This is a genomic window from Aeribacillus sp. FSL K6-1121, assembly GCF_038003725.1.
GTDB lineage: Bacteria > Bacillota > Bacilli > Bacillales > Aeribacillaceae > Aeribacillus > Aeribacillus composti.
Window position 1 is genome coordinate 3,902,583 of sequence record NZ_JBBOPS010000001.1, and the last position, 21,923, is coordinate 3,924,505.

Consider the following 21,923-nt stretch of genomic DNA (forward strand, 5'->3'; position numbering starts at 1 on the left):
ATGGCAATCCCTCATATTCCGTCTTATTCGATACCTGAACTTTCGGAATTAATCGAAAACAGAGTATCCTGGACACTGGATCCGAAGCGTTCAGCCCTTTTGATTCATGATATGCAAAATTATTTTCTAGACAAATTTACCCCAAATGCTTCCCCGATCAAAGAATTAGTCGAGAATATTCAGCGGCTGAAAAAGGTGTGCCAAGAGTGGGGCATACCGGTGATTTACTCCGCCCAGCCCGGGGGCCAAACAATAGAACAGAGGGGTCTTCTCCAAGATTTTTGGGGAGACGGGATCGGACAAGATCTTGATCAAATGGCTATCCGTCAAGAAATTGCCCCAGGGGATCAAGATATTTTGCTGACTAAATGGAGATACAGCGCATTTAAACGAACTAATTTGTTAGAAATTTTACAAAAGCATGAAAGGGATCAGCTCATCATTTGTGGTGTGTATGCCCATATTGGATGCTTATTAACCGCTGCGGATGCCTATATGCAGGACATACAGCCGTTTTTTGTAGCCGATGCGGTGGCCGATTTTTCCCTTGAGGAGCATAAAATGGCCGTACGATATGCGGCGAGCCGCTGCGCGTACACGCTGACTACCGAACATGCATTGGACCTGCTTCAAAAAGAACAGTCAGCCCCTCGGCATTCGTTGCCAATGAGTTTAGGAGAGATGCGGAAACAAGTAGCGGAATTGATACAGGAAGAACCGGAAAATATCTCCGTTGATGAAAACTTGTTCCACAGAGGATTGGATTCCGTCCGCATGATGGTGTTAGTAGAGAAATGGAGAAGAGCAGGGGCGGAGATCACCTTTGCGCGCCTTGCCGTCCGTCCGTTTCTGTCAGAATGGTGGGAATTATTGTCCAAAGCGAGTATGATCGAATCCCTTCAAGATTCGTAATAAAGGAGGCATATCCATGTCACATTGTCAAGATCAATACATGCCTTTATCCAAAGCTCAAGCAGGTATTTGGTTTGCCCAGCAGCTGGATCCTGGCAACCCTATCTTTAACACCGGTGAATATATCGAAATCAAAGGTCCGGTGGATCCTGTTCTGTTTGAAAAAGCACTGGAAAAGGTCCTTTCGGAAGTGGAATCTTTGCATGTCTGGTTTAGTGAAAATGAGAACGGACCGTTTCAAATAATTTCCCCGTCGAAGGAGATTCCTTTCCAATATGTTGATGTGAGCAATAGAGCAAATCCTCATGAAGAAGCAATAAAGTGGATGAAACAAGATTTATCGACGCCTGTTGATTTGACAAACGATCCTCTGTATACCGAAGCGTTATTCAAAATTTCCGAGGAGCACTATTATTGGTATCAGCGCATTCACCATATTGCCATTGACGCATTTGGTTTTTCGCTGATTGCCCAAAGAGTCGCTCAAGTTTACACGGCTTTTGTAAACGGACGATCCATTCGAGGGGAAGCATTCGGCTCCATCCAGAAGATATTGGAGGAAGAAAAAGAGTATGAAGCGTCCCCGCAGTATGAAGCGGATCGATTCTATTGGATGGATCGGTTTCAAGATGAACCCGATGTGGTCAGCCTATGCCAGAAAACGGCACGGACTTCGGATACGTTTCTTCGGAGAACGTTCCATTTATCGTCGTCCGATACAGAGCGTTTCAAACAATCTGCTCAACGGCTGAACGCGGGATGGCATGAAATGTTCATTGCGGCGGCAGCCCTATACATTCATAGGTTTACGGGGACAACGGACGTGATCCTCGGGCTGCCTATGATGAACCGATTAGGATCTGTGGCCTTGAATGTGCCCGCCATGGTGATGAACATCGTACCTCTCCGTTTGCAGCTCGATCCGGATGATTTACTGTCCGATCTTCTTCGTCAAGTCAGAAAGGAAATGGCTGAAGCGAAAAAACATGAAAAATACCGGCATGAACAACTGCGGCGGGATTTGAAGCTTTTAGGGGAACATCAACGGCTGTTCGGCCCTCAAGTGAATCTCATGCCTTTTGACTATTACCTAAGCTTCGACGGCCATATCGGTATTCCCCGTAATTTAGCTGCAGGACCGGTGGATGATTTGGTCATTCAAGTATATGATCGAGCGGATGGAAACGGGCTGCGCATCGATTTTGATGCAAATCCGAAACTGTATCGGATCGATGAGCTGGAGGCCCATCAAACCCGTTTTGTGCATTTGCTGGAAACAGTGGCATCACTGAAAGAGGATATGTGCATCGGAAAGATTAACCTTCTTTCTGAAAAGGAACGGCATCAAGTACTGACTGCATGGAACGATACTTGGCGTTCCATGCCGGATGAGCATTTTCTGCAGCTTTTTGAAAAACAGGCAGCCGATCATCCGGATGCTACGGCCATTATTTGTGGAAATGAGGTGCTATCCTATCAAGAATTAAATCAAAGGGCGAACAAACTGGCCCGATTGCTCATGAAAGAAGGCGCCAAACCGGAATCATTCATTGCGCTGGCCCTCCCCCGATCCGCATCTTTGGTGGCGGCGATGCTGGCCGTATTGAAAACCGGAGCGGCTTATTTGCCGCTGGATCTTGATTTTCCAAAAGACCGTATCGAATATATGCTGGAACATACGAACCCTGTCCGCATTGTGGCAACCTCTGCTGCTAAAGAAAAACTTGGCCATGCTCCGGCTCATTCTATGATCCTGCTGGATGATCCGGAAACGGAAAAAACGTTGCGGGATCAGCCTGATCACAATGTAGACATAAGCCGTTCAGCCAATCATCCCGCTTATGTTTTATATACATCAGGCTCTACCGGAAAACCAAAAGGGGTGGTAGTGCCCTTTCAGAGCCTCAACAACTTTTTGTTTGCCATGCAGGAGACGGTGCGGATAGGGAAACAGGACCGGTTCCTTACTATTACGACGGTTTCCTTTGATATTTCGGCATTGGAATTGTATCTGCCATTGATTTGCGGCGCCGCATTAATCATGGCGGAGAAAGAAACGGCAAAGGATCCGAAGGCCTTGGCGGAGATGATAATAAAGGAAAACATCACGATAATGCAGGCAACACCAATCCATTGGCATATGCTGGTATCACATAATCCGGAATGCATATCGAACCTTCGGGTTTTAACAGGAGGCGAGGCGCTCCCGAGCGGGCTGGCCAAGGAGCTAAAACATCTTTCTGCAGAGGTCATCAATTTATACGGTCCGACGGAAACGACGATCTGGTCCACCTATTCGTATCTTCATGCCGATGACAACGCAGTGCCTTCCATCGGCCGTCCTATCTGGAATACTCAAGTGTATGTACTGGATGACCGGCTTCAGCCGGTACCGACCGGAGCCGCTGGTGAATTATATATTGCCGGTGACGGGCTGGCAAGGGGATATTTAGGTCGTCCGGATTTAACCGCCGAGCGTTTCATAGCCAATCCCTACGGTCCGTCGGGAAGCCGCATGTACCGAACAGGGGATGTGGTCCGATGGAGGAAGGATGGGGCGTTGGAATATATCGGCAGGACCGACCATCAAATTAAGCTTCGGGGGTTCCGAATCGAAATCGGCGAAATCGAAACGGTGCTATCGGCATTTAAAGGTGTGGACCGCGCCGTTGTAACGGTTTATGAAGATTATCAAGGGAATCAGCGGCTAGCCGCCTACATTATTCCTCATGAAAGATGGAAAGACAGCTTTGATGTTACGGCACTCCGCCGATTTGTCAGTAAAAAACTGCCGGATTATATGGTGCCATCCGCTTTTATGGTACTAGATGAATTTCCGTTGACTCACAATGGAAAAATTGACCGAAAAAGGCTGCCGGCGCCCGAGACCGGCATCACAGCAAAAGGGCGCAAGCCAAGAACGCCCCAGGAGGAAATCTTATGTGAGTTATTTGGAGAAGTTTTGGAGCTGTCTTCCGTTGGGATTGATGATCATTTCTTTGAATTGGGCGGACATTCACTATTGGCCGCCCGTCTGTTAAGCCGTATTCGGGATGTGTTCGGTGCAGACATTCCGATCGGCAAATTGTTTGAATCACCGACGGTCGCAGAACTTGTGAAACATGTGGAAGAGGCAGAACAAACAAAGCCGCCTATTTTACCGCAAGTTCATGATGGGGAAATTCCCCTATCCTTTGCCCAGCGCAGGCAATGGTTTTTATATCATTTGGAAGGTCCAAGCCCTACATATAACATACCGGTGGTCGTCTCTTTAACGGGTGATCTCAATGAAAATGCGCTGAAAAGAGCACTATATGATGTCATTGAGCGGCACGAACCGTTGCGGACGATTTTCCCAGACGATGCCGGAGCATCCAAACAAGTGATTTTACAACCCCATCAAGTTGGGCCTTTATGGATGAAGAAAGACATTAGTGAAAGTCAGCTTGCCGACGAATTGCAGGCAGCGGTCCGATACAGTTTTCATTTGGCCAATGAACCGGGAATCAGAGTCCAATTGTATCGACTCGGATCTCGCAAGCATGTACTTTTAATCTTGCTGCATCATATCATTGCTGACGGCTGGTCGCTGACCCCTTTAACCCGTGACTTGGCTAAAGCTTATCAGGCACACTGCCGGAATGAAAAAATATCCTGGAACCCGTTGCCGGTCACCTATGCGGATTATGCCCTTTGGCAGCAACAGCTGCTGGGGGATGAAAGCAATCCAGAAAGTCTCATTGCCACACAGCTTGATTACTGGAAAAAAACATTAGCGAATTTACCGGAAGAACTAGAACTGCCGACGGATTATACGCGTCCGCAAGAGTCCAGCTATAAAGGCGGTATCGTAAAATTTTCAATCGATTCAGATCTTCATCAGTGTCTGTTAGAACTGGCAAGGGAAAACAAAGCAAGCCTTTTTATGGTTCTTCAGGCAGCTTTTGCGGTTTTCCTTACACGGCTGGGGGCAGGAACGGATCTTCCGATTGGCAGCCCCATTGCCGGTAGAAATGACGATTCGCTTGAGGATCTTGTCGGATTGTTTATCAATACGCTCGTTCTCCGCATGGACACATCAGGAAATCCAAGCTTCCGGGAACTGTTGGAACGGGTGAGACAGGTTAATCTATCCGCCTATGAACATCAGGATCTGCCCTTTGAACGGCTGGTAGAAGTGTTGAATCCGGCAAGATCAAAATCGAAGCATCCGTTATTCCAGGTTATGTTCGTCTTCCAAAATACGCCGGAACCGAAGCTGGAATTGGAGGGTCTTGAAAGCAAATTGGAGATTCAAAATGTCGGTTCGGCGAAATTTGATTTAACGCTGGAGCTTCAGGAACACAGGACCAAAAACGGTTCTCCGGACGGGCTGACCGGTCTGTTTGAGTACAGCTGTGATTTATTTCGTCATACAAGCGTGGAAGGTTTTGCGAAACGATTTTTGCTGCTTCTTGCGGCCATTTCGGAAAATCCAGACCGGCCCATCAGTGATTTCAATTTGCTTCTGCCGGAAGAACGCACGCTCTTTTTGGAAAAAAGTCGTCAGTCTGTTGTAATGTCTTCAGACTGTCTTGCAGCATTGTTTGAAAACCAAGCGGAAAAAAATCCCGATTCCATTGCCGCAGTTTATGACGGTGCTGTACTGAGCTACAGGGAATTAAACGAACAGGCCAACCGGCTTGCCCATTACCTGATTGAAAAAGGTGTCGGTCCTGAAAAAACGGTGGCACTGGCATTACCCCGATCCTTCGACATGATCATCGGAATCCTTGCCGTGCTGAAAGCTGGGGGCACATATCTCCCGCTAGATCCGGATTATCCGAAAAAACGGCTGGAATATATGATGGAGGATGCTCGGCCGATGTATGTGATCACTAGAAGAGATGCCGCATCAAAACTGCCGGAAGGGAAAGAAATTCCTCGGCTGATACTTGATGAAGAACGGACCAAACATCTTTTAGCCGTCTATCCGGATATTAATCCGGATGATTCGATGCGCACAGAACCATTGTCGCCGCTTCATACAGCCTATATCATCTACACGTCTGGTTCAACGGGAAAACCGAAAGGGGTGCTCATCCCGCATCAAAATGTCATTCGTCTGTTTCAATCAACGGACCATTGGTTCCATTTTACGGCAGCGGATGTTTGGACCTTATTTCACTCCTATGCCTTTGATTTTTCGATTTGGGAGATGTGGGGAGCGTTCTTATACGGAGGTCGTCTTGTCATCGTACCCCATCAAATCAGCCGTTCGCCGAAGGAATTTTTGCAGCTGCTTGTGGAACAACAGGTAACAGTGCTGAATCAAACCCCTTCCGCCTTTTATCAGCTGATGCAGGCGGACAAGGAATATCCGAATCGATCCAAACAGCTGGCCTTGCGCTACGTCATTTTCGGCGGAGAAGCGCTGGAGCTCAGTCGGCTGGAAGATTGGTATGAACGGAACGGTGATCAACAGCCAACTCTGATTAATATGTACGGCATAACAGAAACAACTGTTCATGTCAGCTATCTTGCACTGAACCGAAGCCATCTCTCCATGGAAGGAAATAGCTTCATCGGCGCGGGTATTCCTGATTTAAACGTGTATGTGTTAGATGAATATCTCCAGCCGGTGCCGCCGGGCGTTGTCGGTGAAATGTATGTGGCCGGTGCGGGCTTGGCGCGAGGATATTTAGGAAAGCCCGGATTGACAGCAGAACGGTTTGTGGCAAATCCTTTCGGCCCGCCGGGAAGCCGCATGTATCGGACTGGGGATTTAGCGAAATGGAGTGAAGACGGCTCCTTGGATTATATTGGAAGATCCGACCATCAAGTGAAAATCCGCGGATACCGGATTGAATTGGGAGAAATTGAAGCAGCTTTAGTAAAACATCCGGATGTTGCCCAAGCGGCGGTGGTGGTACGGGAGCTGCAGGAGGGAGATCAGCGGCTTGTTGCATATGTGGTGCCTCAACATGACGTGGAACCGGACGAATTGAGAAGACATGCCGCAGCAAGCTTGCCGGATTATATGATTCCTTTCACTTATGTAAAAATGGATCGCCTCCCGTTAACGCCTAACGGCAAATTGGATCGGAAGGCATTACCGGAACCGGAAATCAGCATCGACCTGGCGAAGAGCGGACCGAGAACTCCCCAAGAAGAAATGCTCTGTGAATTGTTTATGGAGGTGCTTCGAGTTCCCCGCGTAGGGATTGATGACGGGTTCTTTGAACTGGGGGGACATTCCTTTTTAGCGGTTCAATTGATGAGCCGGATTCGGGAAACCTTTGGCTTGGAACTGAATATTGGAGTTTTATTTGAAGCGCCGACGGTCCGCAGCCTTGCGGAAAAACTTGAGATGGGAGGCAGTCAGAAATCATTCGATGTGCTGCTGCCGCTCAGAACATCCGGAAGCCGTCCGCCGGTCTTTTGCGTGCATCCGGCGGGAGGACTCAGCTGGTGCTATGCCGGATTCATGAATACATTGGGGCCGGATTATCCGATCTATGGACTGCAAGCCCGTGGTATCGGGGAAAAAGCGAAGCTGCCGGAGACACTGGATGACATGGCCGCAGATTATATCCGGCAAATCAAAACTGTACAGCCAGAGGGTCCTTACTACTTGCTGGGATGGTCCCTCGGAGGGAATGTGGCCCATGCCATGGCGGCACAGCTGCAGGAACAAGGTGATGAAGTGGGACTCTTAGTGATGCTGGATGCCTATCCGAGCCATTTGCTGCCTATTTCCCAGGCGCCCGATGAGGAAGAAGCGATGATAGCCCTCCTCGCGTTAGGCGGTTATGATCCGGACAACATGGATGGCAAACCGCTCAATCTGAAGAATACCATTGCCATGCTGCGGCAGGAAGGCAGTGCATTGGCGAGTTTGGAAGAATCAACTATTTTAGATTTAAAAAATACGTACGTGAATTCCGTCAAAATTTTAAGCGAATATGTACCGCGCCGCTATCGGGGAGATGTGCTGTTCTTCCGGTCAACCATCATCCCGGACTGGTTTGACCCCATCGATCCAGAGACATGGCAGAACTACGTGGACGGGAAGCTGATTCAATATCCGATCAGCTGCCGTCATAAAGATATGTGTCAACCAGGCCCGCTGGCGGAAATCGGACGCATACTGGCTGATTTCTTGCAGGAAAACGGAAACATCCAGAAATGGAAGGAGGAAAAAAATGAAGAATCCGTTCGAAAATGAACAGTTGTCCTTTTTTGTGTTAGTAAATGAGGAAGAGCAGTTTTCGCTTTGGCCTGCTCCGATAGACGTTCCCGCCGGCTGGCGGATCGTCTTTGGAGAAGATACCCGCGCCAATTGCCTGGCGTATATTCAATCCCATTGGACAGACATGCGCCCGGCCAGTTTGAAACAGCAAACCCATGGCATTGTGAAGTAATTAGAAAGACAGAGGAAAGCAAAATGCCGGTATGAGGAACGATGGAGAATGGCAGTCGTGCTTACAGCCAATGGGTGTGGCAAAGAATGAAATGTCCATGAAGCGGTTGTAAAAATGAAAAAAACTTGCTGTGATCCGTTACCGTGCCGCTTTTTCCAACTGCTTTATGTTTGCTCATAGTGAGAGCAAAAGTAGGCTAAGATTTAAAAGCTCTCATGGACATTAATTTTTTTTATCAATAAAGGCGGCCGACTTTTATATGAGGAAAAAGAACGATGGTGATTGATGCATGGAGAAAAATGGCTGTATAGGGGAGGAGAAAAAAGACATGCAACAATGGGAAGTGATCCATTCTGTTCCCCATTTATGGAATGACACATGCCATGTTTATTTGGCCAAAACGACTGATTTTCAGCCATGGCATTTTCAGCTGCTTAGTAATGCAGAGCTGGAATATGCGCTATCCTTTCGAAAGGAGCAAGACCGGATCCAGTTCATTATCGGCTGTGCACTAAGCAGACTCGTGTTGGCGGAACAATTGAACATGCCGCCGCATCAAGTGCCCATAGACAGGACATGTCCCAAATGCCAGAAGCCCCATGGCAGGCCTCGGCTGCCTGATGACAAACTGCACTGGTCTGTGTCTCATTCAGGGGAGATCATTTTGGTTGCCTTTACAGTAAATGCTTTGGTGGGAGTGGATGTGGAATGGATCCGGCCGTTCATTTCTTATGACACCACACATATGATAGAAGGAATTCTTACCGAAAAGGAAGCCGTTCACCTCAGCAATTTGCCGAAAAAGGAAAGGCTGAAAGGCATCCTTTCCTATTGGACAAGAAAGGAAGCGGTGTTAAAAGCAACGGGAGAAGGACTGAACACCTCTCCCCAGAAGGTGGAAGTATCCGGTCCCTATCAGAAACCCGTTTTGAAAAAATTTGAAGGACACCAGGATTTGTTATCACAATGTGTGCTGATGGATTTTTTCCTCCATCCCGAATATCAGGCATCCTTGGCAATTTTCAGCCATCTCCCGATAAACCTTCTGCTCTACGACGCGGGAATGCTCATGAAAATGGATTTAGAGATACATGATCATCATCGTTAAACTTTATTTACAAAGTTCAGGTGAAAGCAGCAGTTGTGAGAAAGAGAAAGAAGGCAAGACACAATGGTTTGATTTCGAAATCATTTGGATTTCATTCACTTTGCCTTAACGGGAGATCCAGCCCCTGATCGCTTATGGAGGAATTATAAAAATTAGGACACACCAAACGTTCGTATTTATTGTCGATTATAGAATATTTGTCTGAAGATCATTTAATAAATAAATAGTTAAATGATTATAAGGAAAAATTTAAATAATCTACCTAAAACTTTCTATTTTAAGTAAAATATCCTAGGATTTGAGGCGCGTCAGCCAGAAATTGGATGGAATAAGTAGTCAATGAGGGATTGTTTGTTGCAAAGGGTAAAAAAGTTAAAAATATCATAAGTATATCGCCTGATTTTAAACATGTATTATCAATTAAAGAAAATACGGAGAGTGGGGATGCCGTTTACTTGAGGTCTTATTACGGAATTCTGTCTCGCCCAAAAGAAAGGCTTCCCTATAAAACAGATGGGGAATTTAAAGTGGAATGGTTAGCGAATGTTATTGCCGTCGTTACATATAAAACCGTTGATCATACGATTCAACAATTTATCGGGACTTATGGTGATCGCGGTTACGGAAGGTTCTATTATTATGTCGGGGCTGAAATCCATGGTCGATGGCAAGGAAATAACGTTGAGGTTGTGAGCAATTCAGAAGGAATTTCTGTTACTCATAATGGTAAAAAGGAAATTATTTTACTGGGATCATATTACTCAGTTTGGCACTCTTGCTGTTGTTTTAATGAGACATAACGAAGAGATTTGGACTATATCATTAAATGAAAATCCTTGTGGCTGATTCCGCAGACTCCGAACATACAACTGGTGAAATTAGTTTATATAAAGCAACAATGAAAAAAATAAGCCTATCATCCTGTATTATAAAGCTTCGCAATAACATCTGCCGCCGGTTGGTATACGAAAAGTAGTCGATTGCCTAGGCGAAAATGACCTAGCAACCACAACCTTATGATTGAGGATTTGGTAAATTAATCCTGTATCAGCTAATGAGAAATGGGCAGAGCGAAAGTTGCCAGGATTGGCCGAAGTACAAGCAGCCCTCGAGCAAATGTTTGAAGAACTAAATAATGCAAATCAAAAAAATAGGAGGATTCCCACTTTCCACATGGGGGTGTCTAATAAGTCGTTTTTACTACTTATTGACGCCCCCTTTGATGTTTTAGAAACGTTGATATATCGATGTTTATGATTTTTTGTTTTTTATGGGGATTTGATTTTCTGGACAGCCCCGTGTGGAGAAACATTCCAAATCCATTTCAGAGACCCCCTATCTATCTTGTATTACACAAAATTTTTGACGGTACCTGAAAGGTAGGGGATTATCTATTGTTTCTTTATCAAGTGCACCTAACAAATAAAAATTAAGTATTTGATCGGATACGTTTAAAAGTGTGCTGATTCAATATTTCTTTCAATGTATCTTTCGTTGCCATTCCGTTCACTGAGATTGTACCATTTTGAGAAATTCGAATTTCAATTTTATTTTGGAATTGATGAAAGTTCGTTTCTAAATGTTTATAAACGTCCGTGAGGAAATGATAGTTTTGATTGGATGAACCAACCCAAGGACGGCTTAAATCTAATTTTTCTTCGATAAAAGGTCCATCGATTAGCAAATCTGTCACTGATAGCAGCTGTTGATTTTGTTTTTGTTTTTTCAAATCATCATATAAATACCCTGTAAATGTCATAACTGTTAAGCCGAGCTGTTTCACTTTTCTTCCTAGTTCCCCTAAGGCTTCAGCTTGATCAAACGGTTCTCCTCCAAGAAATGTGACGCCTTCAATCTCGTTTTGCTCTTTACTATCTTTAATGAATTCAAATAAATTCTCCACATTCATTTTTGTACCGTTTTCATTTACCCAAGTCCAAGGAACGGCACACCCTTTACAACGAATTGAACAACCTTGTACCCAAATTGCAAATCTTTTACCTGGTCCTTCCACTTCAGTAACTGGAATATAACGATGTATGTACAGTTCCATCAAAAGTCCACAACTCTTCCTCGTTCCATTTTTTTCTTTTGATTTCCTTGATTATTATCGTCTGTATTAAACTGTAAATATGGTCTCATTTTTTCAGCTACATGAGGCTTAATCCCAAGAACTTGGATAAAGTGTTCGAAATTTTGAAAGAATCCTACCCTTTCTCTCTCTGCAAGTATTTTTTTCGCAAAAATCAATCCAACCCCAGGTACCTTTGCAATTTCATCTGCTGAAGCATGATTGACATCGATTCGTTTACTTACGCTTTCGTTTTCAATTGATGGCTGCATTGGGTTTATAAATTCTTCCTTTGGAGAAATCACTTGCTGTTCATCATTCGATTCAAGGATATGTTCTTTCGCAATAGCTTCTTTTAATTGCTTTAAATTTTTTTCTTGTACTTTTTGCTGTGATTCAAGACGGAGTAAATATTCAGGTCTAATTCTAAAAACATGAAAGATGGAAGAAACCCAACTAATAAGTGCTAATGCAAACGCGATATCAAATAAGAAATGTCCTTCTTCTGCAATTAAAAATATGATAAAAGGTAAAGTATATATGAGTCCTGCAAAAAACCATTTTCTTTGTCTTACTCTGAAAGCTGCATAGAAAAAAGAAATATAATTACTCAACTTTCGCAGCTCAATTTTGGTAAATAAGCCTTGATATAATTAGGCAAAACTACAATCCATTTACGTAATTGACTTTCGATGAATTTTTTAATCTTTTGATTTACATTTTGAAGTGCATCTTCAAGAATTTCAATGAGTAGTTGAAGTGCAAAGGCCCAATCTAGTTCATCGATTTCATCACAAAGTTCATAAAAAATGCCGCCTAATGTTCGATAATCTGTACTTACTCGGTTTTGCCAAGACAAAACAATGTACCTTGTAAACACAATAGTGGTATGGCTGATCATGGAATCATAAGATCTTCCTTGGAACTCTTTTTGGAGTTTCAATAAGGATTTGACTGTTTTGAAGAATACTTCAATATCCCAACGTATCCCATAAATACGAATGATTTCTTGATCCGATAAAGTACAGTCTGTACTCAAAATAGCTAGCCACTGTCTCTTTTTATTACGATTACGGACAAATACCACTTTAACAGGTACGCCATTTGCCATCGTTGTGTGAATAGAGCGCAAAATACCCTTTTGATGTTGTGATGGTTTAGCTGTTTGGTATAGTTTTTTTAGGCTCACCCATTCACCGTTCACTTGATATCTTTGTTTTGTATCCTTCACCATTCCAATAACATCCAACCCTTGATCCACAATGGACTTGATCAAAGGCTGTTGGGTAAACCATGTATCCATTAAAACGTATGAGGCATCGATTCCTTGAGAAAGTGCCCGTTTAATCATATTGGGAATAACTTCCGGCGCTTTTTGTAAAGCTTCGACACGCCGCTTATAACCGGATGTACGCTTATCGATTCGGTTATCAATCCCATTGATTTGGGAATTCGTAGAGCTTAATAAAGCAAAATCAATAGGCAAAAATGTAGCACCATCTGACCAGCCGAGTGTAAGCATACGAAATCCTTTGTAATAACGCATTTTTTGAGAAGAATGATCGAAACAGCGAGCAAGCAGTTCAACCTTTTTACTGCGATTTCGTTCATAAGATGAGTCGTCCACGATCAGCACTTTCGGACGGTCGTGTCTCGTTAAACTACTTACCTTCATAATGGTGAAAGTACTCAAAACAAGTAAAAACCTGCGCCAATTGTATTGAGGGTTATTTAAGAAGCGATAAATAGCGTTTTTTTCCGGCAAATCTTTAGCTTTTTTACTTTGAAGAAGTCGAAACAAATTTTTGCCTTCAAAAACTAAACTAAAAACTAGCTGGAATAAATAGGCGCAGGAATAACCGAAACCCTTGTTAATTCCCACTTTCCTTAAATATTTTAAGATTTCAAGTTCATCAAATATAGCTTTTACTTCTTTTGGTAGTTGATTGTTCAGTCTGTTATTCGTTATCATAATAAGAGACACCTCACCTGCTTTTGGTAATGTTTTTTCTGGACAATTAAACTATACCAAAAGTTGAGGTGTTTTTTTTTTGCAAATTTTTATGTCAAGAAGTATTCGAAACAACCAACAAACCCATTAACCGTAAGGCTTAGAAATCCAATTTACTGTGAGAAAGTTGAGTAATTAAAAAAAGCAAAAGGGAAAAAGACCCATAGCATCCAGATGGAGTTACGTAATTCCCAACCTATCCCCTTCTCGGTTATACTCCGCATCATTCACTCCTCCTTTAGCTTCAATTTATTTTGTTCAGTTATAGTTTCTTCAAATTGAAAATATTCTTCTTTATAATTTGAATCAACTGTTTCCGATTCGAGTAGTTTCTCCAAAAGGTCAATATACTTGATGCATTCTTGTCCCTTCATGCCAATTGTTTCCGCAAAGATTTTACCGTCTTCTGTCAATTTGATCTGTATTTTTTTGGTTCCCATAGCATCACCTATTTAGAAATATTGTTGACATTAAAAGTTAAAACAATTGTTCGGTCTTCTTGCATAATTTCCGATTCCAGATGTAGGCCATGTTCTGCTGCTTGTTTAAGTAAATGTTGATAAGTTTCTTGTTGTATTAGATATTTGTATTCTGTCTGTAAATTTTCAATAAATTCCATGGCAGCTTGTGTGTCAACACTATTGTTAAATATCGCTTCAAAATACCCCTGTTCAGTTAGTTGAAAATAAATTTGAAGATCTTCAATTGTCGTTTGGTAATTTTGTTCAGTCAATTTTGTCACTTTGCAACCATACTGTTCAATAGATTTTTGAAGTAAATCTTCTTTCTTCATAATCGTTGGAATGATAAAGGAATCATTTTTTTGATTTGCAAAGGCTTTAATCGAACTAATTGTTGCAATACCAATTGGAACTAACAAAAGTTCAATGCTCAATTCATTCACCTACTTCTATTAAAAGTCAATCGCACGACCGCCACGAGTGGACTTAATATCCATATCCATGTTAGAGCTATTTGATTCGCAATACTCCGCTCGATCTTCTCTAGGCGTAGCCGCAACCGCTCTAACACTAGCCCATTCACGAATCTCTTTAATTTGTTCAGCCTGTGTCACCGCAAGTGGTACAATTAATTTCGAAACTTTTTCAAAATCACTAAATTGAACACTTCGTTCTTCATAAAATGCCTCAAATAATCCATTTATGACAACTTGTTCAATCTCTGCTCCTACAAACCCCTCCGTCATGTCAGCCAATTTTTCCAGGTTTTCAGTACTAATTTCAAAATTACCTTTTACGCTTGGGTTATTTAATCTTTTCTTTAAATGAACTCGGAAGATTTCAATACGTTCTCTATGTGTTGGTAAATCAACAAAGAAAATTTCATCAAATCGACCTTTTCGCAACATTTCAGGAGGAAGTGCCGATATATTGTTTGCAGTGGCAACTACAAATACGGATTTTTCTTTTTCTTGCATCCAAGTTAAAAAGTGTCCAAAAACACGAGAACTTGTCCCGCTATCTCCAGATGAACTAGTTCCGTTAAATCCTTTTTCGATTTCATCAATCCATAAGATGGAAGGAGCAATGGCTTCAGCTGTTTGAATCGCTTTTCTCATATTTTCTTCACTACTACCAACAATGCCGCTAAACACTTTTCCAATATCTAATCGCAGTAATGGAAGCTGCCACATTCCACTAATCGCTTTACTTATTAAACTTTTACCACAACCTGGAACACCTGTAATGAGCACACCCTTTGGAGCTGGTAAACCATATTGTTGCGCAGACTCTAACCAAGATTTATCTCTTTTTTTCAACCAACGTTTTAAATTTTCTAATCCACCGACTTCATCCATATTAAGATTACTCGATATAAATTCTAGTATCCCTGTTTTCTTAATGATTTGTTCTTTTTCTTGAAGGATTACTTCAACATCCTTGATTGATAATTTTCCATCATCAACCATTGCCCGTGCAAAGGCATTTTCGGCTTCCGAAAGTGTTAAACCCAATGATGCTTTTACGAGTTTTTCTTTTTCTTCTTCATTTAAGTTAATTTCAATTCTTCCTGTTTGTCGGTTTACTTCAATCATTTCATCAAGCAGTTGCTTCATTTCAGTAAAGGTTGGTAAAGGAAAATCAACAATTGTAATATCTTTCTCCAAATCTTGCGGTAATTTAAGAATTGGAGATAAAAATACAATATTCTTTGGATTAACACTTTGTTTTAAACTCATTACAATGTCACGTAGTTTTCTTATCACAAGAAGATCTGGTAATCTTCCTTGATCACCAAAATAAACATGGAAGTCTTGCAGTACAAAAATAGCGGGCTCATCATACTTTTCAATAAATTCTAATGCTTTTACAGGAACCTTCGTATCGTCTTTGCGTATACCCTCTCCTACAATCCCTTCCGTAATCTTCCAAGTAAATAATTTTCTTGTTGTTTTAATCAACTGTTGATCATAGGCAATGTCATTAATAAGTGCTAGTGCTCTTTGCTCTTCCCAAGTTGGAATATATATAAATGGGAATCTAGCTTTAAACAAATTAGCTACAAATCTTTTTTGCTTTACTAAGTAATTCAATGCTTTCCCTTCTTCCTTTAGATTTTTGGGTTATTAAGAATTTTATAAGCAGTTGTAATGTTTAAAATATATCTTTACCCATATATCCTATAGATACCTGAATCCGTGATAAAAGGTAGCTTACCTAGATAATTTTGGAATGACTTTCTTTTACCTTAACTTTGGATATTTTTACTGGAATTAACCGTTTTTGGGTATATCAAATAAGTTTCCCATACTGATAAAAGCTAGCAGTCTAAATAAATCAAAGCTTTGTAATAAGTTTCTTGTTCAAGGCATTTAAGCAAGTGTATGAGTTTAGTATTGTAATTTTACCTTTCTCTTCATCATTAATATTACATTAATTTTGAACAATACTAAAAATAATAAATTGAATGAATTTTATAAATATTAATCCTCCAGACTCAAAGATTTCTAAGCACTAAATAAGAAGTACTCCCGAAAATGTCGAAATAAGTAAGCGGCCAAACAATCTATCGACTTAAGGTTGACCCCCTATGCCTATTATAAGACAAGGAAGCTTTTTTGACATCAAGATTTATGCAGATTTACCAGTTGCAAAGTTAGATCGGAGTGGCTCAAAATTCAATTATCAAATACAATCGGATATTGGTTGATACAGGCTCTGATAGTAACGGTTATTTCAAGTGAATTGGCTGAGACAATATTGTTCTTGAGGAAAATGATACGATTTATAGAATAAGTGGCGTTGGCGACTCTGAATTTGTATTTTCGAAAAAAGTAGATTCTATTAAATAGGATTCGAAAGTGCAGCCGCATTCATATGGTTGGCTGTTCTTTTTTCTATATATTTGGAACGATTATAGATTGAAAGAGGCGTGAGGATAAAAAAATGAAGGATATTTCTTTCGTATCTCGAATTATTTAAAAGAGTTTCTTTTTTGTTAAACGAAAAGAACTCTTCTCATCCTCGGTAATTTGTTTTCCATATAAGGATGTCATTCATTGTATAGGCTGCATTATTGAATATGAACCGGCCGATGCTCTCAGTAAACATTTAAAAAGATGACTTCAACAATAAAAGATAGCGGAGGAGTAGTCACTATATGTTACGTTTATTCATTATTTTTGTAGCTACAGCAAATGCGTTCATTGTTCTTTATGCACCACAGCCTCTACTCCCGTTGTGGACTCAAGAATTTAATATATCGATAGCAGCGGCAAGCTCAGCTATTTCGATTACCATTATTTCATTAGCCGTGTCATCTTTTGTATTTGCTCAATTATTGGACCAATGGGATCGAAAAAAAGTTATTCTTTTTGCAAGTATATTATTAATTTTTCCGAGTATGATGATTTACATTAGTGAATCATTTTCATCAATTTTATTTTGGAGATGTATGTATGGTCTCATCATACCTGGCATCTTGGCTGTGATGATGGCATATGTATCTGAAGAATTTCCTCTAAATCAACGTGGAAGAGTGATGGGAGTATATGTAAGTGCTAATGTGGCGGGCGGATTGCTGGGACGGGTTATTTCTGGACCGATAGCCGACACATTTTCCTGGAGGACTGTTTTTTCAATAATCGCGGTGTATTCCATGGTCGTTGCTTTTTTAGTTTGGAAATATCTCCCTAAACCTAACTATCAAAGAGAAAGGAAGAAACAAAGTTTTGGCATACATTTTAAAAATCCTGCTCTGATAGGTACATTCACTATAGGTTTTTCGCAATTCTTCGCATTTATTAGCTTTTTCACATATATTCCTTTTTATGTTGCTCAACCTCCTTTTCAGTTAAGCAATACACAAATTTCGTTGCTTTATGCTACATATGCGTTCGGCATTTTCTCCGCTCCTATAGCCGGCATGATATCTGATAAGATTGGCCGGCGTTGGACAATGAGTATGGGGCATATTCTTGGCGGAATCGGTATTTTCATAACGCTTTGGCCAACGATTCCTGCGCTTGTTGTGGGATCATCATTGTTGACGCTCGGAAATTTTGCTTCTCAATCAGCAACAACAGCTTATGTGACAGATATGGCCGCCGATTCACGGGGAGCTGCTACGTCTTTATATTTGGTGTTTTTCTATTTAGGAGGAAGCCTTGGCGGTTGGATTCCCGGCCTTTTATGGGAAAATTACGGATGGCATGGTGTCGTTTTTTTAACAATTGGAACAATCATTTTGGCACTATTAAGTAATTTATTTCTCGCAGGAAGAACCCCAGGGAGATTGAAAGTTTCTGAATTATGATATGAACAAAACAGTATTATTTCCTTGCCGAATCATAGTGAATATTTATGACTAAAATAAGGATTCTTTTTCCACAATGGGATTGTCCCGAAAGTCATTGAAACTTGACTTGTATCGTCTCCTTAATGAATTAAGGTGAAGCAGACGGGAACATACTGCGATTTGATTTTGAGCCACTGTGTATGCTTTTTCAGCCAGGAAGACAGTTAGCTAATTCAGCCTTGTTAGCTTACCTACCACTCAACGTAAAGTTTTTCGTTTGATCGGTGGTGCATGAAAGATTTTTCCCCATGGTTTTCTTAACTTTATAAGAACTTCATTTTATTGTTCGATTAAGTGTAACTTTTCGAATAGGAACCACCTTTTCCAAGGGTTATGTACTTTATCATTTTTGAACATTGTTAGTGTGGTGGAAACATCGGATTTATTTGCAATGGTAGCGATTTAAAATATGAATCTAACGATGATTCCTCCCAAAATAAATAAACTAAATATGAGATACCATATACTTTCGCTTCGGTTTTCTTTCCATCCCTTAATTGCGTAATAAAAGGCAAATGCAAAAAGTATAAAGAGAAGTATATCCCCAATATATTTGAACACATTCCTCATCCTTCCTCAGTTGAAAATACATTTAAATAATATTCCTCAAGACTGCTAGCTGTCTCTTTGATCTCGGAAATAGATATATTATTTTTTAATATTTTCCCATTGGAAATTAAAATAATTGAATCACAACATCTTTCACAAACCTCTAGTTGGTGTGTAGACATAAAAATACTGCATCCATTTTGTGCGTATTGAATTAAGATGTTTTTAATATCTTTCATACTGACAGGATCAATTCCTGATAAATACTCATCTAGCAAAAGCAGCTTCGGTTTTTTCATTAATAATGGAATAAGATTGAGTTTCTTTTTCATCCCAAGCGAATAATTGAAAATTTGCTTATTTAAGGAATTTAATAATCCCAATAACTGGAGCATTTCTTTAATTTCCGGACTGTCTATATCAAAATTTAATAACTCGCTCATGAATTTTAAATATTCTTTTCCGGTCAGCACGGAAAATAATAATGGGGCATCAGGAAGTAACATGATTTCTTTTCGATCCAGATCTGACAGTTTTACACCATTGACGTAAATTTCTCCATCATCGTAGCCGGTCAATTCAGATAAAATTCTAAAGGTTGTGGTTTTCCCCGCTCCATTTGGCCCGAGAAATCCGACAATTTTATTTTCAGCAATTTCAAACGTTGCTTGATCTAATATTTTTTTCCCATTTTCAATTTTGGTCAGATTATGGACTTTCAATAAATAATCAGAAGATGCTGCTCCCACTGGATTTTCACTCCTAATAAATAAATTGTTTTTTATTTAGCTTTCTTTTTACTAATAAAAGTGATATAAAGAGCATTCCGAATAGATAAATAGCAAGAAAAATAGGATTGATGAACAAATATTGTGATTTTGTTAAATAACCCATGATAAATAAAACCATGGGGATTGTCATACTAGGAAGTATGATAAATAAAGACATTGCATCTAAGATAGAATCGACCATTTTTTTATCGCCAAATTCATTCAATTCTTCAGCGTTTCGAAATTCAAAATGAGGATAGAAGGCGCTGGAAATATAATTTAAAGCGCCAAAAGCATTTAAAGCTAAAATTTGCATTGAGAGCAACCATATAATAGTAGTTAATGAAATGGGAGTGAGTATATAAACAATGAAATCACCTATTATGATTAAAGGAATTAACGTGATGATGTAAACAAAAAACTTTTGTTTAAATACATACCAAAGATTTTTTCCAGCATTTAAATAAATTAAGACATTGGTGCCATCACTTTCTAAGGCCATTCCCCCTATAAAATGCTGATAATGACGTTCCGCCAAAAAATAAATATGGTACAAAATAAAAAATGAAAGTACTAATTGCTGCACTTTGTACTCATCATCTAAATTGGCGAGCAATCCGCTAAATATGCCAACAGAAAACCAATAAACGAAATCGCCAAACATATACGGAAGCCTCTTTTGAAAAAAGCTCGATCTAATAAATAAAAGAATCGTAAAAGCTTTTTTCTTTAAAAACGGCACTTTTAATAACGGGGAAGGCAGCCGATCAAAATACTCCGCTGATCGCCTGTTGGGGTTTTCTTTAAAAAGAATGATAAATAACAAGTAAAATACCATAGTAAACATACACATCAATATCGTGCCAATATATGTATATAGAGAATCAGCAGTGAAAATATCAAAAAAGCTTAAATTGATTTTGATCGTCGTTACACTGTCAAACAGAATTTCCCAACCTTTGTTAGACCATTTTTCAAATGACTCGGATGTGGGATTTTCTTTAATAAAGGGAATATCAATAATCCATCCTGTAAACTTTGCAGCGAAAAAATAGCCTATTGAAAATATGATCATTCTTGATATGACAATTTTGGCTACTTTGTTTACGAAAGGTTTTTCTATTATAAACTTGTATACATAAAATGTGTGCGAAAAAGAGACAGCAATGCTGACAAACAAATATAAAGAAAAGCTGAGCAGTGTTAATCCAATTACCATAGATATGTTTAAACCGATTGCGTATGATAAGCTAAAAAGCAATGTTAAAATATGTATGATGAAACTTCTTATGTTCCAGCAGATTGTTTCGAAAATAACCATAGAGTTGGCTTTACTTAAACTCAATTTAAAATGTGACAACAGCCACTCCATGTCCATTGAGCTTAAATTCCACTTGGAAGCTTTTATGCCAACAATAACAGAGAAAACTATTACATATACAAAATAAAACTGCCAGAGAATATAAACATTGTTGTTAATTTGGGAAATTTTTTGCAATAAAAAGTCCAAAAATGGCGCACCTGTCGTTGCTGTATGTAAAAATTCATTCATAATTACCAATTTTAATAGAGCATATGCAGAAAAAAAATAAAAAATAGCCTCTATGACATCAAGAAAAAAAGCTGTGATCGCAAATATATATCCTGAATACCCTCTTCTATTTAAAAATTTACCCCATTGATTTTTCCATCTTATATAAATCTTCCATTTAATCCATGCTGCTCTCATTTTGACTCCCGACTTTCATAAATTTAATGTAATCAATCCCTCTACAATGGAAGCTAGAAGGATTCCTATAATTACCATTACGACATGTTTTAATAAAAATTTCAACCCATATTTTCTATTAAAATAAAATGTAAATCCTAAAAAGCCGATAGCTCCTGCTAATAAAAAAAAGGGGATTTCAAATATTCCATGAGGTATAACCTTTAAAAATATATTTAATAAAGGTTGATCAGATAAAATAAGATGAGTTAGACCTGCTCCGATAGATATGCCATTAAAGAGTAAATAAATAAACGTAGGAATCCCAAATGTAAATAAACCCAGCATTAAAACTAGACAAACAAGTATATTATTTAAAAAAATAGAATACGCTGAGTACCAGCCAGCTTTATAAGTTCTTTGGAGCTCAGCTGCCTCCTCCATTTGAGGCGAAGTCGAAAAAATTATCATGACCCCAATAATTAAACCTATGCCAAATACAATGGCAGAAAGGATAAAAGTGTTTCGTAGACGGGAAAAATAGTTCAACATCACTCACTCGCTAACTTTTTC

Annotated in this window: 15 protein-coding genes; 6 read left to right on the top strand and 9 right to left on the bottom strand. The window is 40.1% G+C overall.

The annotated features are described in order from the left end of the window. The 5 genes from NSQ61_RS18925 (at window position 1) to NSQ61_RS18945 (ending at window position 10,223) form a co-directional block, all read left to right on the top strand. Complete coding sequence (locus NSQ61_RS18925; RefSeq protein WP_066248055.1) at window positions 1–912, top strand: isochorismatase family protein; 912 nt, start codon at window positions 1–3, stop codon at window positions 910–912. Window positions 913–928: 16 nt separating this feature from the next. Continuing rightward, entirely contained in the window at window positions 929–8,119 is a 7,191-nt protein-coding gene (locus NSQ61_RS18930; RefSeq protein WP_340807909.1) for an amino acid adenylation domain-containing protein, read from the top strand. Then, the gene (locus NSQ61_RS18935; RefSeq protein WP_063387831.1) at window positions 8,097–8,315 is read left to right on the top strand and encodes an MbtH family protein; all 219 of its coding nucleotides are present in this window, start codon (window positions 8,097–8,099) and stop codon (window positions 8,313–8,315) included. The genes NSQ61_RS18930 and NSQ61_RS18935 overlap by 23 nt, the downstream gene beginning before the upstream one ends. A gap of 328 nt (window positions 8,316–8,643) precedes the next feature. Continuing rightward, window positions 8,644–9,423 carry a 4'-phosphopantetheinyl transferase family protein gene (locus NSQ61_RS18940; protein WP_327873421.1) on the top strand — a complete coding sequence of 260 codons (780 nt, stop codon included), beginning with the start codon at window positions 8,644–8,646 and terminating at the stop codon, window positions 9,421–9,423. Window positions 9,424–9,770: 347 nt separating this feature from the next. Then, window positions 9,771–10,223 (top strand): hypothetical protein, encoded by a 453-nt coding sequence (locus NSQ61_RS18945; RefSeq protein ID WP_340807914.1) that lies wholly within the window; start codon window positions 9,771–9,773, stop codon window positions 10,221–10,223. A 629-nt stretch (window positions 10,224–10,852) separates the two neighbouring features. Here NSQ61_RS18945 and NSQ61_RS18950 read toward each other — a convergent pair. The 6 genes from NSQ61_RS18950 to NSQ61_RS18975 form a co-directional block, all read right to left on the bottom strand. Further along, window positions 10,853–11,476, bottom strand: coding sequence for a 4Fe-4S single cluster domain-containing protein (locus tag NSQ61_RS18950; protein ID WP_066248060.1), 624 nt, complete (start codon window positions 11,474–11,476; stop codon window positions 10,853–10,855). Further along, window positions 11,476–12,108: a helix-hairpin-helix domain-containing protein gene (locus NSQ61_RS18955; RefSeq protein WP_340807916.1), complete on the bottom strand. Its 633-nt coding sequence runs from the start codon at window positions 12,106–12,108 to the stop codon at window positions 11,476–11,478. The genes NSQ61_RS18950 and NSQ61_RS18955 overlap by 1 nt, the downstream gene beginning before the upstream one ends. Beyond that, window positions 12,105–13,466: an IS4 family transposase gene (locus NSQ61_RS18960; RefSeq protein ID WP_094245809.1), complete on the bottom strand. Its 1,362-nt coding sequence runs from the start codon at window positions 13,464–13,466 to the stop codon at window positions 12,105–12,107. Before NSQ61_RS18960 ends, NSQ61_RS18955 begins: the two co-directional genes overlap by 4 nt. Window positions 13,467–13,732: 266 nt before the next feature. After that, window positions 13,733–13,945: a DUF2997 domain-containing protein gene (locus NSQ61_RS18965; protein WP_066248063.1), complete on the bottom strand. Its 213-nt coding sequence runs from the start codon at window positions 13,943–13,945 to the stop codon at window positions 13,733–13,735. Between the two features lie 8 nt (window positions 13,946–13,953). Then, window positions 13,954–14,400 carry a hypothetical protein gene (locus tag NSQ61_RS18970; protein ID WP_066248066.1) on the bottom strand — a complete coding sequence of 149 codons (447 nt, stop codon included), beginning with the start codon at window positions 14,398–14,400 and terminating at the stop codon, window positions 13,954–13,956. A gap of 18 nt (window positions 14,401–14,418) precedes the next feature. Beyond that, window positions 14,419–16,059, bottom strand: coding sequence for an AAA family ATPase (locus NSQ61_RS18975; RefSeq protein ID WP_130157217.1), 1,641 nt, complete (start codon window positions 16,057–16,059; stop codon window positions 14,419–14,421). Window positions 16,060–17,126: 1,067 nt separating this feature from the next. Here NSQ61_RS18975 and NSQ61_RS18980 point away from each other — a divergent pair. Continuing rightward, on the top strand, window positions 17,127–18,281 hold the full coding sequence (locus NSQ61_RS18980) for an MFS transporter (protein ID WP_340807917.1): 1,155 nt from the start codon (window positions 17,127–17,129) through the stop codon (window positions 18,279–18,281). A gap of 608 nt (window positions 18,282–18,889) precedes the next feature. On the opposite strand, the gene NSQ61_RS18985 is transcribed toward NSQ61_RS18980, so the two are convergent. The 3 genes from NSQ61_RS18985 to NSQ61_RS18995 are packed head-to-tail and all read right to left on the bottom strand — an operon-like array spanning window position 18,890 to window position 21,902. Continuing rightward, on the bottom strand, window positions 18,890–19,621 hold the full coding sequence (locus NSQ61_RS18985; protein ID WP_066248071.1) for an ATP-binding cassette domain-containing protein: 732 nt from the start codon (window positions 19,619–19,621) through the stop codon (window positions 18,890–18,892). Window positions 19,622–19,634: 13 nt separating this feature from the next. Then, window positions 19,635–21,371, bottom strand: coding sequence for a hypothetical protein (locus NSQ61_RS18990; protein ID WP_340807918.1), 1,737 nt, complete (start codon window positions 21,369–21,371; stop codon window positions 19,635–19,637). Between the two features lie 15 nt (window positions 21,372–21,386). Further along, window positions 21,387–21,902: a stage II sporulation protein M gene (locus tag NSQ61_RS18995; protein WP_340807919.1), complete on the bottom strand. Its 516-nt coding sequence runs from the start codon at window positions 21,900–21,902 to the stop codon at window positions 21,387–21,389. Window positions 21,903–21,923: the final 21 nt, after the last annotated feature.